At 50.7% G+C, this 17607-nt stretch carries 14 protein-coding genes; 5 read left to right on the top strand and 9 right to left on the bottom strand.

The features are described 5' to 3' along the window. Positions 1-50: 50 nt before the first annotated feature. From EL633_RS14175 to EL633_RS14165, 3 genes are all read right to left on the bottom strand, one after another. Entirely contained in the window at positions 51-1547 is a 1497-nt protein-coding gene (locus tag EL633_RS14175) for an outer membrane protein assembly factor BamB family protein (protein WP_126627804.1), read from the bottom strand. 70 nt (positions 1548-1617) lie between these two features. Further along, positions 1618-1962 (bottom strand): peptide chain release factor family protein, encoded by a 345-nt coding sequence (locus tag EL633_RS14170; RefSeq protein WP_126627803.1) that lies wholly within the window; start codon positions 1960-1962, stop codon positions 1618-1620. A 154-nt stretch (positions 1963-2116) separates the two neighbouring features. Continuing rightward, the gene (locus tag EL633_RS14165) at positions 2117-2419 is read right to left on the bottom strand and encodes a GlsB/YeaQ/YmgE family stress response membrane protein (protein ID WP_126627802.1); all 303 of its coding nucleotides are present in this window, start codon (positions 2417-2419) and stop codon (positions 2117-2119) included. Between the two features lie 350 nt (positions 2420-2769). Between EL633_RS14165 and EL633_RS14160 the strand changes: the two genes are divergently transcribed. After that, positions 2770-4563 carry a WD40 repeat domain-containing serine/threonine protein kinase gene (locus EL633_RS14160; RefSeq protein WP_126627801.1) on the top strand — a complete coding sequence of 598 codons (1794 nt, stop codon included), beginning with the start codon at positions 2770-2772 and terminating at the stop codon, positions 4561-4563. Positions 4564-4612: 49 nt separating this feature from the next. Here the strand turns inward: EL633_RS14160 and EL633_RS14155 are convergent, their stop codons facing one another. Then, entirely contained in the window at positions 4613-5920 is a 1308-nt protein-coding gene (locus EL633_RS14155; RefSeq protein ID WP_161982141.1) for a S53 family peptidase, read from the bottom strand. Positions 5921-6415: 495 nt separating this feature from the next. Next, complete coding sequence (locus tag EL633_RS14150) at positions 6416-6607, bottom strand: hypothetical protein (protein WP_126627799.1); 192 nt, start codon at positions 6605-6607, stop codon at positions 6416-6418. Between the two features lie 31 nt (positions 6608-6638). Here EL633_RS14150 and EL633_RS14145 point away from each other — a divergent pair, with 31 nt between their 5' ends. Further along, positions 6639-7130, top strand: a complete 492-nt coding sequence (locus EL633_RS14145) for a hypothetical protein (RefSeq protein ID WP_126627798.1) — start codon at positions 6639-6641, stop codon at positions 7128-7130. 96 nt (positions 7131-7226) lie between these two features. Here EL633_RS14145 and EL633_RS14140 read toward each other — a convergent pair whose 3' ends face one another. Beyond that, complete coding sequence (locus EL633_RS14140; RefSeq protein ID WP_126627797.1) at positions 7227-7814, bottom strand: DUF4870 domain-containing protein; 588 nt, start codon at positions 7812-7814, stop codon at positions 7227-7229. Between the two features lie 204 nt (positions 7815-8018). Further along, on the bottom strand, positions 8019-11288 hold the full coding sequence (locus EL633_RS14135) for a S41 family peptidase (protein WP_126627796.1): 3270 nt from the start codon (positions 11286-11288) through the stop codon (positions 8019-8021). Positions 11289-11542: 254 nt separating this feature from the next. Between EL633_RS14135 and EL633_RS14130 the strand changes: the two genes are divergently transcribed. The 3 genes from EL633_RS14130 to namA all read left to right on the top strand — a co-directional run bounded on the left by EL633_RS14130 (position 11543) and on the right by namA (position 15737). Continuing rightward, positions 11543-12340 carry a 2-phosphosulfolactate phosphatase gene (locus EL633_RS14130; RefSeq protein WP_126627795.1) on the top strand — a complete coding sequence of 266 codons (798 nt, stop codon included), beginning with the start codon at positions 11543-11545 and terminating at the stop codon, positions 12338-12340. Between the two features lie 276 nt (positions 12341-12616). Then, positions 12617-14368 (top strand): aldehyde dehydrogenase family protein, encoded by a 1752-nt coding sequence (locus EL633_RS14125; RefSeq protein ID WP_126627794.1) that lies wholly within the window; start codon positions 12617-12619, stop codon positions 14366-14368. 253 nt (positions 14369-14621) lie between these two features. Then, positions 14622-15737: an NADPH dehydrogenase NamA gene (namA, locus tag EL633_RS14120; RefSeq protein ID WP_126627793.1), complete on the top strand. Its 1116-nt coding sequence runs from the start codon at positions 14622-14624 to the stop codon at positions 15735-15737. A gap of 70 nt (positions 15738-15807) precedes the next feature. On the opposite strand, the gene EL633_RS14115 is transcribed toward namA, so the two are convergent. Both EL633_RS14115 and EL633_RS14110 read right to left on the bottom strand, forming a co-directional pair. Next, positions 15808-16152, bottom strand: coding sequence for a hypothetical protein (locus EL633_RS14115; RefSeq protein WP_126627792.1), 345 nt, complete (start codon positions 16150-16152; stop codon positions 15808-15810). Positions 16153-16245: 93 nt separating this feature from the next. After that, positions 16246-17184: a hypothetical protein gene (locus EL633_RS14110; RefSeq protein ID WP_126627791.1), complete on the bottom strand. Its 939-nt coding sequence runs from the start codon at positions 17182-17184 to the stop codon at positions 16246-16248. Positions 17185-17607: the final 423 nt, after the last annotated feature.

Raw genomic sequence — 17607 nt, 5'->3', positions numbered from 1 at the left:
GGCACGCCTTTCAATTGTGTGAAAAAAGCGTGCCATTATCTTGCTATTATCTATGCGAATGTAATGGCTCCCACGCCACTGTCGGTACCAAAGAACAGGCTTCTTCCTGAGAGCATTGGGGTGGAGAAGTGCGGTATAGATTCTTCCAGACCGGCACTGGCGCGTAGCTTGCCAGTAGCGATATCTACGGCATACAGGTTACCGCCACCATCCAATCCATACACGGTATGTCCACCGATGACCGCTGGCATCTGTATCTGATTCGCACGCCAGTCAACCGTGACCTTCCCATCGGGCGCAACCGTGATCTTACGTAGACCATCGTTACAGGGTACTAGTACCTGTGAAGCAACGATGGCCCCACCACCCATAGCCAGTGTATCGCAGATCTTGGTCTCAGATAGCTGTCCACCCACACCACCCAACGCATTGGCATGCAGGACATAACCCTTACCAGATTTACCGGCAACAAAGGCCAGATCATCAGGGAGTAGGGCCGGACCCATTGAGCCGAGGTCGGTATCATGACTATTTTCATCCTGCCAATCCTGGGGTGCGAAGCCATCTTCCAATTTGAGCTGTGGTGAGAGGCGCAGGACAGAATCACTATGATCCCAATCACCGCTGGTTACTTCACCATTACCAACCGAAACAAAGACGTTGCCCGCCTTATCTATAATCGGGCCAGAGGTAGCCCAGATACCTCCCTCACGCGGCGTAGGCACACGATAGGAGAGTAGATCCCCTTTCCCGTCTGTACGTGCCGCCACAACGGTACCACGGTAGTTGCCACAATCGCCCGCAAGCCCACCATAGGCGATATATACCATACCATTAGCCAGCGCTAACGCTGCCCGCTGCTGATGCACGGCTGGCTCCATCCCATCCACATCAACCACCTTTCGCTGCATCACCTTTCCCGAGCCGGCGTCAACCGCCACCAGAATGTGCTGTGGACCACTGATCTCAGCCACGGCAAAGATCAATCCTGTAGCAGGATCATACACGGGCGTACCGGTAATGCCCAGTGGATCAATGTTTCCACAGGGTAGGGTCGAGCGATCAACAGGGGTGCCAACGTTGGTTTGCCAGTTCACCGCACCCGTCTGAGGATCCATCGAATAGACGGTATCGCCCTCGGTAACGACGATCAGATGGTTCTTGACCATTAATGGTTCGGCGTAGACGGCACCATCCAGTTTCGTCTTCCAGGCCCGCGTCAACTTCTGAGGATCTGGCGTCGAAGGAATATAACCACTGTGCATGGCATCACGATGATAGCTAAACCAATCATCCCAGGTATTCGTCGTCGAGGACTGCGCTTTAGTAGAGGTTGAAGTGACTGGCGTACTGCTCTGGCTCGACGCAGATGTACCTGTATTAGAGCCTCGCTCACAACTGGCAAAAAGAAAAGCTGTCAGGCAGAGCAAACTCAACACGAAATAGCGTGACGGCCTGGCCTGCCACTGTAGCTTACGGCTCCCCCACAACAGGCCACCCGTAATAACACAAAATACAGAAAGAGAGAGAATTTCCCACACTATCACGGTAAACTCCTTGAATCGGATTTTATTCTCTTCGTTTTCACCACATACACACGCAGAAGCTGCGAAAAATTTACTCCTGAGGACTTGAACGCATCTGCTTGCGCTGGCTCAGCACGCGTTTAGCACCCAGGCGACGTTCGCGGCTGGCCCTGGTCGGACGGGTAGCTTTGCGTGGGACGCGTGGCCGTTGCATCTCTTCTAAACGCGCAGCCATGCGCTCAAAAGCAACATCGCGATTCGCGTGCTGCGAGCGACGTTCCGTGGCCGTAACCACCACTCCCGTAGGACGATGTGTCAGGCGCACACCAGATTCCACCTTATTGCGATGCTGTCCACCGGGACCACTACCAATAAAAAATTCTAGATCGCAGTCCCGCTCCAGAGACTCGCGATCAGTTGGATACATATTGAACATAACTGGCTCTCATCTTTTGTGATCTACACATATGAATATTTTTCCTACTATAGCATATCGTAACAAGCAACTACAGACAAAAAAAACAGCGATCCCTCAACTGTCAGTCAGTTGAGGGATCGCTGAAAAGTTTTGCTCTATTATGAGGCTTGTCTTACAAGCGGCTACGTGTGCGGCTACCGCTAACAGCACGCAGGATGGCGATGAAGATACAAGCACCGATGAAAGCGATGATGATTGAACCAACAAAGCCGCTAGAACCAAGACCGAACAGGCCTGCAACGAAACCACCAACCAGAGCGCCTACGAGGCCAACGATGATGTCGCCGACGATACCATAACCGCCACCGCGCATGACCAGACCAGCCAGAGCGCCAGCGATCAGACCGACAACCAACCACCAGATGATGGCTCCAACTTCAACTGCTGCGAATGTTGTTAAGCTTGCAACTGCCATGATTAGAACTCCTTCTAAATTATCTTTACAAATGTTACTGAGAAATGTTCAGTACTTAAAATGATTATTCAAGTTCGGGAGAGCTATTTTAACTTCCGTTCTCACCGTTCTGAGATATATACGATTGCCAGGAGGAGATAGGATACAGTTTTTCGCGCTTTACAAAAATGGTTAAGTATTTCTTAAATCCATTCTCAGGGTTCTAATTCATGGTAAGCTCAAGTGGACTCTTGCTGAGAAATCTTAGCGTGGCACCTTTTCTTTTCAGGCTATCCCGTCTATACTCTTCTTAAAGATATTTTACTTTTAAAGCAGCTACAAGAGCAGCGTTTATTCTAGGAAGATTTCGTATGTCCGACCATAGCGGTCAACAGATTGGTCATTATCGGCTTACCCGATTGCTCGGGCATGGAGGATTTGCTGATGTCTATCTGGGCGAGCATATTCACCTTGGCACCTGTGCCGCGATAAAAATACTTGATACGCGTCTCTCGCTCGATGAGATCCAGCATTTTCGTCAAGAAGCACGTATAGTTGCACAGCTAGAGCATTCTCATATTGTCCGTATCCTCGACTTCGGGGTCGAGGATGATCTGCCATTTTTGGTGATGAGCTATGCACCCAATGGCTCTTTGCGCCAACGCTATCCAAAGGGCACACGCCTCCCTCTCCAACAGGTAGTTGCTTTTATTAAGCAGATTGCCAGTGCTCTCGATTTTGCCCATCAGGCCAAACTGATTCATCGCGATATCAAGCCAGAGAATATTCTCCTGGGACGCAACAATGAGCTCCTACTTAGCGACTTTGGCCTGGCTGTGATGGCCCAGAGTTCCTCGCGCAACGAACTCCGTGATGTATCTGGGACAATTGCCTATATGGCTCCTGAACAGGCCCGAGGAAGACCACAGCCTGCCAGCGATCAATATGCGCTGGGCATCGTCACCTATGAATGGCTCTGCGGCAAACGTCCATTCCAGGGCACCTATGAGGAAGTGGTAGTCCAACACGCCTTTACCCGTCCACCTTCAATTAGAGAATGGCTCCCCGAGATCTCACCGGCCCTCGAAGGGGTCATTATGCGTGCTCTGGAGAAAGATCCCAGGCTACGCTTTGCTAGCGTGCAGGAGTTCGCGCGCAACCTGGAAGAGACCGCCCTTTTAGAGCAGGGGAACGCTGCCCTGCCCCCGGTTACGTCTTATGAGTCACCAATAGCGTCAGACGCCAGATCCAGCAACGACACAAGCCCTGATCATTCACCTGGAAGAACCACAGGTGATGTCGTCTATACTGTCGCCTGGTCGCCCGACAAACGGCGTATCGCCTATGGAGGACACGATCGTATCCTTCAGGTACGTGGAGCCACAACAGGAGAGTGTATCTTACTCTATAAAGAGCACCTGGGCAGTATTACCACCATCGTCTGGTCGCCCGATGGACGCTGGATCGCTTCCGCAGGCCTGGATCAGTCAATCCATGTCTGGAATACCGTCACAGGTCAATGCCAGACAACCTACGATGAACACAAAGGCATGGTCCTGGCACTGGCCTGGTCTCCTGATAGTCGCTCTCTGGCCTCGACCAGCAATGGCTCAGATAACGCCATCCATATCTGGAGTGCAGACAACGGAGAGAGACAATTGCTTTATAGCGGCCATACCAACTGGGTCCGTTCCATCGCCTGGTCACCCAATGGTAAGGTCATCGCCTCTGGCGCCTGGCATGATATCCATATCTGGGATTGTCAGCAGGGCAAAAAGCTCTCTGGCTATCGCAACCATTCTACCTGGGTCCGAGCCCTCAACTGGTCACCTAATGGTAAAGCCATCGCCTCTGGCGGCGAAGACAATGTCGTCCACCTCTGGGAGCCACTCAATAAAGGCCATCTCCTCTGTCAATACCGCGGCCATGCCACCTGGGTCAGCACCGTCCTCTGGTCACCCGACGGCAACTGGATTGCCTCAGCCAGCAAAGACCTGAAAGTGCATATCTGGGATGCCGCCACCGCTACCCATGCCTCAATTTTTCCGGTGCGCACCACATCAACCTATGCCATCACCTGGCTTTCAGACAGCAAGCACGTCGTCTCAGCCAACGGCAATGGCTCGGTCCAGGTCTGGAACGTCAAAAACGATCTTACTCCATAAAAAGAGCCGCCCTCACAGAGAGGACGGCTTTTAGGCACCCATACCCTGATTATTTAGGCGGATTAACCAGGAGCGGTAAGAGAATATTCGCTTTGGGTGTCCCCCAACCGGTTACCGCATCCCAACCTGCACCGGCTTTATAGCCTTTGATCTTTCCCTGTGTGTTGTCACCAAAGGTAATATCATTAAAGGCCCGCGCATACAGAACAGGATCAGATCCAATTCTATACAACGTTTCGTTGATACTTCCCAACGGATGCCTGGCCATCTGATTGGCATCGGCGATCAAGCCGGCCCACTGTGGAGCACCCGCGCTGGTGCCACCAAACATATAGTAGCCAGGCTGAGGCATAAAGCCCAGATAGACAGGAACACTGGTCAGCGGATCACCATTAAAGGCTACATCTGGCACACCTCGAAAGCCACGGGCCATACTTTTTGCGCCAGCCGATAAATACTTTTGTTGATAATAAGGAGCTTTATAATAGCGACTATAGCCACCTCCGGTCGAGCTACCCACCCCTTGATTCCAGGCCATCTCAGACTGATAGTTACCCGCGGTATCGGCAAACAGGCTGGTCCCTCCAACTGAGGTTACCAATGGCGAATTAGCCGGAAAACCAATGGTCGGGAAAGGATAGGTATTGTTATTTGTATCAGGATTGGAGGCTCCTGTATCTCCAGCCGACGCTAAGAAGGTAACTCCCTGTTTGCTCGCCTGTTGATAGAACTTTTCAAAATCATTAAGAACTTTCTTGCCCTCCGGCGTAAAGAGCGTCTCTTCAGTGGCGCCCCAACTCTGAGAGAAGATTTTTCCCAGATGATGATTCAACGCATACTGCTCTAACTTGAGAAATTCAGGCAACCCCTGTACACCCTGTGTCTCTGAAACGGGACTGGTCAGCAGCACAATATTGGCTCCTGGCGCAATCACATGTGCCCACTGAATATCCAGGTTTGTTTCCTGGGCCCAGCCCACTTGATCAGTGTTATTCGCATCAAATTTGACGGCTCCCAGTGGATGCAACACCTTAAAGGAGGGGGGATCAGGCAAACCATAATCCACATCAAACTGGTGTAAGTCCTTTACAGGATCTGGACTGCCAAACGAATCAACAATCACGATCGTCTCACCAGCGCCTGTGTAGCCAGCCTTCAGCACAGTATTTATACCATAAGCGGTACGAATTTCATTCGGACTATAGCAGGACATCTGCATCTGTTTACGACAATCAGCATCAGCAGGAGGACTCTTCAGTTTCCAGCGCTCCAGATACATACCCTTTGTGGCATGCGTCAACGCCCCAATAGGGCCAGAGCCTTTATGCCGTACAGACACACCCGTCACAGAGCTCACACAACTCAACAAAATGAATAAAAATAGCAGTGATCGGTTTAGACGTGAAATATATTTCAGAAATTCAAACACCACAACAACCTTTCTACCACAAAACACACAACGTAGCGGCAGGTCTTGCCCCTGCTGCCCGTTCACATAAGAAATGTCCCTCAAACACGTGATCATGTAAAGGTGAACATGGCCAGGCACGTGCCCCATGCTCCCTAAGGCCATTATATAGACTGACCATTTATGGTTTACATTTTTCGTTTCAAGAGCAAAGCAGCATAGAAGCATGATCTAGAAAGATAGAAGATAGAAACGTAGAAGCCAGGTAGAGACTCTCCCCCAAAAGTCAGGAGAAAAGTCATGTCTTTGTAGGAAGGATTTACTGAAAAGATAAGACCATTGGAGGGGCCTGCCAACACACATGCCTGCCTCTAGCACAGCAAAAATTGTGGTAGGGTTATAATTGACTGGGAGCAGGAAGTATGCTAGAGTTTTAGTCGATCGCTAGATTGTTTTCTGCAGTCCAGGCTCTCCAGGGAGCAAAACGCCACCAGGAGCCGTTTTACCCCGACAAAGATAGCTTTTTTGACGTTGCTCAAAAAATTTCTTAATCCAATGAATAGCAATAATAATGCCTTCAGGAGCATTATCCTGATCAAGCATGTTCGTAATCATTTTTAGCTCAAACAAAGTCATACACGAATCCCTATAAGGATAGAAAACACCGATGATTGCAAATCAAACCGTCATTTCAAATTGGCATATCCAGGAAGATGCACTCGTACAAACAGAAATTTCTGCCGGGGAACACAGAATTCTGAATAGTTCTGCACTTGCACACTTCGAGTTTAGCACCACCATGCGCATCCGACAGGGCAGCGAAGAGACCATGCGCGCCTTCGGTATCCTGACACAATATACAGAACACGATGAGTTGCAGGTCTGCTTACTCAAGCAACACGAGCATTGGGGCCTGGCAGTCGAGACCATTGGTATCAGCCCGGTCGTCAATCATGTCCTCTCATTGCCCGCTAGCTTTGATCCTACCTCATGGCATACCCTGCTCCTCGTCCAGCAACCTGAACAGACCACCATCTATCTGGACGGCACCGAAATGCTCTCAATTAATGATCCCGCCCGTCCCGCCCAGTCTGGACTGCTGACCATCAATACGGCCGCCGAATTCACCACTATTCGCCAGCAAAACATCAACGTATAATCTCTATCTAAGCGTGCAATGGCCCTCCGTTGATACATAAAACGTATCACCAGGAGGGCCATTGATCAACGTACGATATCTCAATATAGTTGCTCTTTACTTCACGGTTCCATTCTGATTGCCATCAACAAAGCGTTCAGCCCACTCACCCACAAAGGGCAATTTCACATATTTTCCGCTTACTGCCCCGATGATCCCCACGAACCAGCCAATACAGGCAATGATATTCATCATCACAAACGCGAAAATGGCAAAGCCACTCAACAGAAAGACATGCGCTTCAGCAATTCTCACCAGCGCAATAAAGAAGACGGTGTATCCACCAAAGAAGAGCAGAGATTGCATCGCGTGAAAACGCAAGAAGCGATTGTTTTTCACGAACAAGATCAATACTAACCCGGTTAACCAACCCACCAGATAGCTCACCACAGCGGCCAATCTGGTCTCAATAGTTGGCTCTGGTCGTGAAAACGCAAAATCGGCATAGCCAGCAGGCATGGCAGGTCTATATGCCTGTTGTGGTGGATACTGATAGGTCGTACCCGTCACAGGAATTCCCATTGGCGGTACCGTGTAGCCGCGCTCATATTGCTGGGGATCAAATTGGGCGGATGGATTTTCAGGCTGTCTATATGTTTGTTGCTGGCGCGCATTTTCCGGCCAGACATGCGATGGTTGCTGCATCAAAATTGTGCCTTTCTTTTTTGTCTCTTACACATTGGTTATTGAAAGTATATGCTGAATATGTAGAGAAAATATCGCAAAAGTGTCACAACTTTGTCGCAATGTCTACCCTGAAAAAAATCACAAAAAACGGGGTGCAAGGCACTCTGCCCTACACCCCTGCTTCTCAGGAGGATCGAGAGTCAGTTCTTATCTACAAGACACTTACAAGCGACCCAGACGTGGGCGCTCACCGGGTTTTGGTTCCAGGGTTGGATACTCCTCAACCAGGCGTAAGCACTCGGCAATAGCCCGGTCCAATTGTGGATCAAGCTGCTGCACAAAATCCTGGGGCGCGATATCGATCTCGATATCTGGATCGGTCCCGTAGTTCTCGACATTCCAGCCCACATCTTTAAACCAGAACGAGTACTCAGGCTGCGTGGTGACCGTACCATCCACCAGTTTATGGCTGGGATTGATACCAATCACACCACCCCAGGTCCTCTTACCGATCAATGGACCCAGACCCATGAGCTTAAAGCTATGGCTAAAGATGTCACCATCCGAGCCAGCGTGCTCATTGGTCAGGGCCACCATCGGTCCACGTGGTGCCTCACTTGGATAGGACTCAGGCTGGCCCCAGCGTGGGAAATCATAGCCGATACGGCGACGCGCCAGTTTCTCTAGTAGCAGGCCTGAGACGTGTCCACCACCATTCCAGCGTACATCGACCAGCAGCGCGGGATAATCATATTCCGACAGGAAGCCACGATGGAACTCAGCGTAGCCGTTGCCGCCCATATCCGGAATATGAATATAACCTACACGGTTATCGGATACCTCGTGGACGCGCCGACGATTGCTCTCAACCCACTCACGATAGCGGGCCGGTGTCTCATTGGCCAACGCCTTGACCACCACAACACGCGTCTCCTTGCTCTCAGCATCCTCAATCGTCAACTGTACCTCTTGACCAGCCAGATTGACCAGCAACTCCTGAGGTCCACGCGCCGGTCCGACGCGCTGCCCATTGATGGCCAGTACAGCATCATTAACATTGACATTCAAGCCGGGACTGGTAAACGGTGAGGTCGTCTGACTCTCAGAAGGATCACCTTTCAGGATACGAGCAATGCGATAACGTTCCTGTTCCGCATCATAGCTCCAATCCACACCCAGGAAACCTTGTCGATAGTGAGGGCCATGGCGCGTATCGCCACCCATCTCATAGGCATGCGAGGTGCCCAGTTCCCCATGCAGTTCCCATAGCAGGTCTGAAAGCTCTGAGCGCGAACTTACACGCTCAACCAGTGGCGCATACTGCTTATAGATGCCTTCCCAGTCAATACCAGACATATCTTCCGCCCAGAATTGCTCACGCTGTAAACGCCAGGCTTCCGCGAACATCTGTTTCCACTCGGCTGATGGCTGTACCGAGATCTTGATACGCTGGAAATCAATCCAGCCGCTCTCACGGCTGGGACGGTCATTATTATTCGCCTCCGGCTTCAGCTTCTCGCCCGCCTTTACGACACGCAGGCGATGATTCGCGCTATAGACCAGCATCTTACCATCACGCGCGAGATCAAAGCTCCCTACACCATCAAACAACTTCTCGGTTTTATAGGTATCAAAATCATAGTATTCCAACGTACCCCGGCTGTTCGAGTTATGCTGAATCGAGCCCTCAACGGGTCTGGACAGGAATAAGACCTTTCCTTTGATGCCACGCACACTGGCATAGCGGCCCTCGGCCACCGGAAACGGCAGGATGCGCTCACTGATACCATCAAGATCAATCGTGATAGCAGGCGTCTGTTTCCCACTCTCCTCTTTCTTCTCTTTACCCTCTTCATTCCCGTTCTGACTTATCTCAGTATCGTCCCTGGCCTGCTTCTCGCGACTCTCCTCTTTTTCCTTCTCCTTCTCATCAGGATTCTTGGTCTCGGGAATAAAAGGTGAGCGTAGATCTTTACGCAGCATCAATGCATAGGGCTTGACGCCACGCGGGAAGCCAAGATCAAAGTGCAGGTTATCATAGACAGGATTAAAGATACGCTGGCCCAGGAAGTAGAGGTATTTGCCCTCAGGATCAAAGGATGGCCGGGTATCCTCCAGAATCGGATTGGTAACCTGGTGGGTTTCACCGCTCGCAATCTGGCAGAGTTTGATGGCGACTTTATTCGCCGTTAGCGCGAAGCCATAGGCCACCCAGGCTCCATCTGGAGACCAATCAATCCCCTGGATCTTTCCCGCATCACTACGATCCAGTACCTGCGCAGTACTTTTATCGAGATTGACCAGGATCAGTTCATTACGGTGATTGGAGATCGCCACGGCGTTCTCGGTCGGTGAAACAACAAGATTGGTCACCCGGCCAAATTCGATCTCTGGAAAGGTCTGGGGCTCCGTTGAAGCATCGGGAGTGAAGATGATCAGCTCTTCATGTCCAGGAGCGTCATGAATGGCTACCAGGCGCTTCCCATCACTCAACCACTCCAGGTAGCGATAGCGCACGCCATCAGGCTCCCCATATTGGAGAACCGGCCCTTCCCAATTACCCAGTGTGAAGGCTTTACCACGCGCGGTCAGGGCCAGCATATGTCCCTGAGGATGTAAGGCATAGGTATCCATATAGTTGGCGGCCGGCACAAACTTGCGGCTACGCTGTGTGCGAATACTGGGTAAGGAGATCTCCAGGTGCGTAAGTTGCTCGCTCTGTGGATCAAACAGGTAGAGGTCCGCGCCGGAATGATAGACCAGGCGCTTACCATCACTTGAAAGATGGCGCGCATAGAAATCTGTATGCTGTGTGTGCTGGCGTAGATCTTCTCCATCTGGCGTACAGGAATAGATATTGCCAACCCCCTCATGGTCGGAAAGGAAATAGATACGTTCCCCAATCCAACATGGATCAGCGACGTTGCCATTGAGTTGCAGCAAACGTGTAAAGCTACCCTTCCCCTCACGGTCACACCAGAGGTGGCCGGCGGTACCACCTCGATAACGCTTCCAGTGTGAGAACTCGCGAATATTAATATTGCGCCCGATGACCACACCACCATCAGAGCTGTAAGAAATATCATTAGCCATACCCATCGGCAGTTGCCGGGGCTCGCCTCCATCTGGCTTGACGGCATAGATCACTTCAAAGCGGCCCGCGAACTGGCCCGAGTTACTCGAATATAGGATCTCAGTGCCATCAGGCGACCAGCCAAGCACACGACAATTGCCGGCCTGGAAAGTTAAACGCTGGGCCGGCCCACCCTCGGCGGGCATCACATAAACTTCACTTGGACCCTCTTCACGTCCCACAAAGGCCAATAATTCACCATCTGGCGAAAAGTGTGGATAGCGAACTTCTCCAACGCCGGCCGTTAAGCGCTCGGCTCGCCCTCCTTCGCTTGACACGAGCCAGAGATCATCTTCGGCCACAAAGACAATACGATCCTGGAAAATATTTGGAAAACGTACATAACCCTGTGATGGCATGCTAACTCCTTACCTGAAGTGTACGTGAAGGCATAGTATACTTGTACACGGCCTACTAGAGAGTGGATAAATAGCGGTCGCACCTGTTACGTCATCTATTTCAATGGGATATATTGTAGCATAGGAAGCACCCCATCGTCTAAAGCTGACGCACCCAAAACACAGGACCGAATGTACCGGTATTTGAAATACTATTATGGTGGTCCCTGCGCCAGCCTGAAGCGTATGGATCACACTTGAAAGGATTCTGTCTGATGTCCAACACCAACACAGCCTACCGTTGCACGCTCTCATGGGGACGTCATGGTGTATTACAGGCGGCTCAGCGAGGAGATGTTGTTGTCATAGTTGATGTCCTTAGCTTTTCAACCGCCACAGCGATAGCCATCCAACAAGGAGCTTTTATTTATCCCTGCGCATACAATGAAGATCCCACCATACTGGCGACCCGCATTGGCGCTGAAGTTGCGGTGATGCGCAACGAAGTACCCCACAAAGGCCGTTTCTCGCTCTCACCACCAACCTTCTTACAGATAGAGCCCGGCACACGAGTCGTCGTAGCGTCTCCAAATGGAGCGACCTGTAGCCGTTATGCGCAACAAATCGACTTCCTCTTCGCTGGCTCATTGCTGAATGCCCAGGCGGTAGCCAGTGCGGTAGCCGAGATCATGGAGCGCCATAAGCTAAACGTCACAGTGGTTGCCTGTGGTGAGCGCTGGCGTCCCGCTACCGAAGATGGAGAATTACGGGTCGCCCTCGAAGATTTTCTCGGAGCCGGAGCCATCCTGTCCGCGCTCCCCTACCGCCAATCACCTGATGCCCAGGTCTGCACTAACGCATTTATCCATTCCCAGGATCGGCTAGCCGAGCTACTCTGGGATTGTGATAGCGGCCAGGAATTATATGAAAAAGGCTTCGCCGAAGATGTCCGTCTGGCGGCCCGGCTTAATCAGTATCATACAGCTCCAATTATGAATGGAGATCATTTTGAGTTATTTGACACCACAAGGCGCAGCCGTCACGCTGGCCCAGATCAACGTCCCTGTTCATAATAATGTGGAACAAGATGAGATGCATTAAAAATTCAATGAGTAAAAGTCAAATAAGCTTGCTATCCATCAACCTCTGGCATAAAATAAAAAGATCGGGTCTCTCAGCGTAACGGCAGGGCTTGTCCCTGCGACCGGTCCAACGTACGACCAGGTCCAGGCCATACGCTGGATGCGCTTCGATCTGCCAGCGTCAAGACCATGTATTTAAGCAGCATGTCATACGTGAACCGGTCGCAGGGACAAGCCCTGCCGCTACTTTTCGGGATGGAGTAAACAATGACGATTGATACACGCCATGGAGCGCCACAGTTTCCTTCCGCAAGCAGTACGATAACCTCCTCTAGCCGCGAGACTATGGATGCGGCCATAGCGGAACTAGTAGCCCACAAAGATGACTGGCTACAAACCAGCGTGGCTGCGCGTATTGCGCTTGTTGAGACATTGATCGCCGATTTTTCTGAAGTTGCGCCACGCTGGGTTGCTGCCAGCCTGCAGGCCAAAGGACTTCAGGAGGACTCGCTGTATGCTGGCGAAGAGTGGTTGGCCGGTGCCTGGACGCTTTTACATAGTCTCAGCCAACTCAAGAAAGCCCTGCTCGATATCCAACAGGATGGACATCCGCATATTCCAGGACCCATTAAAACCCGACCAGACGGCCAGGTGACAGCCCAGGTCTTTCCCTGGCGTTCCTATGATCCAGTATTGTTCGGTGGCCTCAAAGCCGAAGTCTGGATGCAGCCAGGGGTTACCGCAGAAACGCTGTCCTCAACCCAGGCGGTAAACTATCAAGGTTCTACCCAGACAGGGAAAGTGGCACTGGTCTTAGGCGCAGGCAATGTCGCCAGCATCGGTCCAATGGATGTTTTGTATAAGCTCTTCATGGACAATCAGGTCGTCCTATTCAAAGCCAATCCGGTCAATGCTTATCTGGGTCCCTTACTGGAAGAAAGCTTCCAGGCATTAATCAAACCCGGCTACCTACGCGTCGTCTATGGAGGTGCTGAAGAAGGTACGTATTTATGCCAGCATCCCAATATCGATGAAATTCATATTACCGGTTCCGATAAAACATTTGACGCCATTGTCTTTGGTCCTGGTCCAGAGGGACAGGCACGGAAAGCGGCCCGCCAGCCACTGGTCACCAAACGCGTCACAGGCGAACTGGGCAACGTAAGTCCCGTCATCGTTGTGCCTGGCCCCTGGAGCCAGAAGGATCTCGCCTATCAGGCCGAACACCTTGCTTCAATGCTGGCCAATAATGCCGGCTACAACTGTAATGCCACCCGTGTCATTATCCAGCACAAAGACTGGACACAACGCCAGCCACTCCTACAGCAACTGCGTCAGGTACTCTCAAAACTACCGACCCGCAAAGCCTATTATCCAGGTGCCCGTCAGCGCTACCAGGCCTTTCTAGATGCGCATCCTGACGCCGATCAGTACGGAACCAGCGACGAGCAGAATCTCCCCTGGACATTGATCGCGGACGTTGATGCCAACCAGACAGACGATATCTGCTTCACGACCGAAGCCTTCTGTAGCCTTTTCGCTGAAACCACGCTAGAGGCCGGCAACGTTGTGGAGTACATTGAGCGCGCCGTAGCTTTCGCCAATGAGCAACTCTGGGGTACACTCAATATCACCATCCTGGTTCATCCCAGCTCGCTCAAAGATTCCGCCATCGCCGCCGCGATAGATCAAGCCATCGCCCAACTACGTTACGGCACTATCGGCATCAACTACTGGGCCGGAGCCGGATTTGTACTCGGCACCACCACATGGGGCGCCTTCCCCGGACACGATATCTATGCCATCCAGTCCGGCAACGACGTCGTCCATAATTCCTTAATGTTCTCCCGCCCCCAGAAAAGCGTCCTCTATGGACCATTCCGTGGCCCACTCACCCCACCCTGGTTTACCAATCAAGGCAAAATCGCACGCAAACTCTTCCCCAAACTCCTCCGCTTCGAAAAAGCCCCCTCCTGGCTGAAAATGCCCTCCATCATCAAAACAGCCATCCTCGGCTAATAGACAAACGCTATGTACAAGCCTTCTCACTACCAACTCTTTAGGGGAGGAAAATGGAGCGGCGGCCGCGGCCGCCGCTCCATTTTCCTCCCCTAACATAAGCGAGCGCCATAGGCGCGAGGTACATGTACACGCTCTGGAATAACCAAACCATAGTTAGCTGTTCATATTAGAGACATCAAAAAACACACAAGCAACGAAGCTAAAGATAAAACGAACGATAAATCCCCCAATCAATCAAGGAGTTTTTTTCATGACAACTCTTCCAACCACTGACACCGCATCTGGTAAACAGGAAGAAAAAACCGTCAAATTATTTGAACCTTATACATTACGCAATATTACATTACGCAACCGTATCGTCGTTGCGCCTATGTGCCAATATTCTTCAGTTGATGGTTTCGCGACCGACTGGCATCTTGTCCACCTTGGCTCATTTGCCGTTGGAGGAGCCTCTCTGGTAATCACAGAGGCAACCGCCGTTGAGGCCCGTGGCCGTATCTCACCACAGGACCTTGGTATCTATAAAGATGAGCACATCGAGATGCTTTCCCGCATCACAACCTTCATCAAGGCCCAGGGTGCCAGGGCGGGAATCCAGCTCGCACATGCTGGAAGAAAAGCCAGCACCTATCGACCATGGAGCGGCAATGGTGAGGTGCCAGCTGAAGAAGGTGGCTGGCAGACGATAGCTCCAAGTGCCGTGCGTTTCTCAGAAAATTATCCTTTACCTACGGAGCTATCAGTCGCTGAGATTGCAGAGGTGGTACAGAGCTTCCAGGCTGGAGCCAGGCGTGCGCTCAAAGCCGGCTTCGAGGTTCTCGAAATTCACGCAGCCCATGGCTACCTGCTCCACCAGTTTCTTTCCCCTTATTCCAATAAGCGCACGGACCAGTATGGTGGCTCATTAGAAAATCGCATGCGCTTCCTGGTAGAGGTCACTGATGCTATTCGTCAGGTTATGCCAGACGAGCTACCACTGCTGGTTCGTGTATCAGCCAGCGATTGGACCGAGGGTGGACTGACCGTGGAGGAGAGTGTGGAAATCGCTCGTGTATTAAAAGCGCATGGTGTAGACCTGATGGATGTTTCGTCTGGTGGCAATGTCGCAAGGGCAAAGATTGCTGTCGGCCCCAGCTACCAGGTACCTTTTGCGGAAAGTATTCGTCGTGGAGCAGATATCCCAACTGGTGCTGTTGGCTTGATCACCGAGCCAGCCCAGGCCAATGAGATCTTACAGCAACAGCAAGCTGATATCGTCTTGCTGGCCCGCGAACTCCTGCGGGATCCCCACTGGCCCCTAAGAGCCGCCCACGAACTGGGATACGCTATCACCTGGCCAAAGCAGTATGAACGAGCCAGCCTCTAAGCGCTTCAGGATCATAGACAGGCATTAAACACAGCATATCAAAGTTCATCCAGGGACAATAACCCACGGGTTATTGTTCCTGGATAGGATCATGGCTGTTATGGCGTTGAGCGTGAGACTGACGTGCCTCACGTAACATAGCCAGCGGCTTGACTAAAAAGCCGATACAAGCTCCATACTCATGCAGAATAGTCACTGTTTCATGCGTCATAAAATATTTTCCATTCCCTACGACGCAATCATTAATGACCAGCAGGACACTAAAGCTTGTCTGGGCTGGCATCGAAGTCAATACCTCCAGGAGATCTTGCGTTCCTGTGACATCGATACGCTGTGGTGACACGATACGATCGTGCGGCGTAACTTTCTCTGGATAAATGTATAATTCGGCGTGGCCGATAGCAAACGCATTCATAATTTTCCTCCCCTAAAATGAAACAGTAAGCTCTTTTATATAATAAGCCTCAACCCTTCTTTTGGCTTCACTGGCTCTGGTTAACAGGACTAACTAGTAGCTGGCACGCAGAAGAAAAGAGGCCGCAAGCTCATAATCGGCCAGAAGATGTTGCATCTCAGCCAATAGCATCTCCACAGTATTGATCTTGGCTATGATCTCATCGCGTTTAGTAGACGTTGCACTGACGACACCCTTAATAAATCCCAAAAAGGCAGTACTATCAGTCACCCGACTGGCCATACGGCCCTTTATTTTATTTAAACGCTGATGATTAGCATAGACCTGAGCTAGCTGGCTAAAGTTATTGTGCTCTTTGTGAACACCTTTATGAACGGCCTGCTTATCCAGGCTACCAGTCATAGTTTGCAAGAGTGGAACCGTAATGGCGTGCTCTCCATACATCGAGGATAGCTTCTCGGTATCCAGGTCCACATTATTTTGCTGCAGAATTTCGGAGAGTAGGTGAATAAACTCCATAAAAATGGAGTAGATATCAGCGATAAAGACTCGTATGCGTTGCAAAGAATCTTCAACTGGTACTCGCTCATAAGAGCCATAGCGTGTCTCTAAAAGCTGTTGGAGATCATTGAGCGTGGTCATAGCATCATTGAAACGTGTAACAAATGTCCCGATATTATTGGTTTGCTGAGTATCCAGATACAAACGATACATACGGTACAACTCCTGAAGCGTTTGCTCAGCTGCCATCTGTTCTTTATTCTCCACTACAACCGGTTCATCATCTTTTAGAGGTATCAATACGTCGCGCTTTTGCCGCTTTAGTTGCGAGGTATTTTCATTCCCGCTTTGATTATGGGTGATCAGGTAGTTACGCAATACCTCCAATGCTTCATCAATGTCATCCAATAATTCAATTTTCTGTGTCTCATTGACAGCAAGATTATATTTTACGATGCTACGGCAGGTAAAAATGGTGGCTATAATCTGTTCAAATTGCGGTGATTGATGGGCGGCTGAGTCGTACGACATACGAATTCCTTTCGCTCAGTAAAAAACACGCTCTAGTACTTCGTCAAAGTTCATGCGAAAGGCTGGGGTGCAGGAGATGACATCTCCTGATCGGGTTCCAGGGCATAGCCCTGGCCTTCTCTCTTACCCGCATAGCAGGCAAAACCTTTTCAATGTAGTCTGACAGAACACTAGCTATAGCTATATCCGACCATGGATCATGGAAAATGATTGCGTTATGCTGACTTGTGATGAGGAAGACAAGATCGACATTTAAAGATGTACAAAAAACCAGAAATCATGGGAACTATAACACATTATACACTTTAAACTTCTTTTATGAAAACCAAATTCTTATCCACGTAATCCTACCCTGCTCTCTCTACTTTATTCAACACATCCGGAAAACGTTGCATCTACTCCCGTATCGGTAGATCTAAGGAT

The organism is Dictyobacter alpinus (assembly GCF_003967575.1).
Classification (GTDB): Bacteria; Chloroflexota; Ktedonobacteria; order Ktedonobacterales; family Ktedonobacteraceae; genus Dictyobacter; species Dictyobacter alpinus.
Note: the sequence above shows the minus strand (reverse complement) of the source record. Positions and strands in the feature narration are given on the sequence as shown.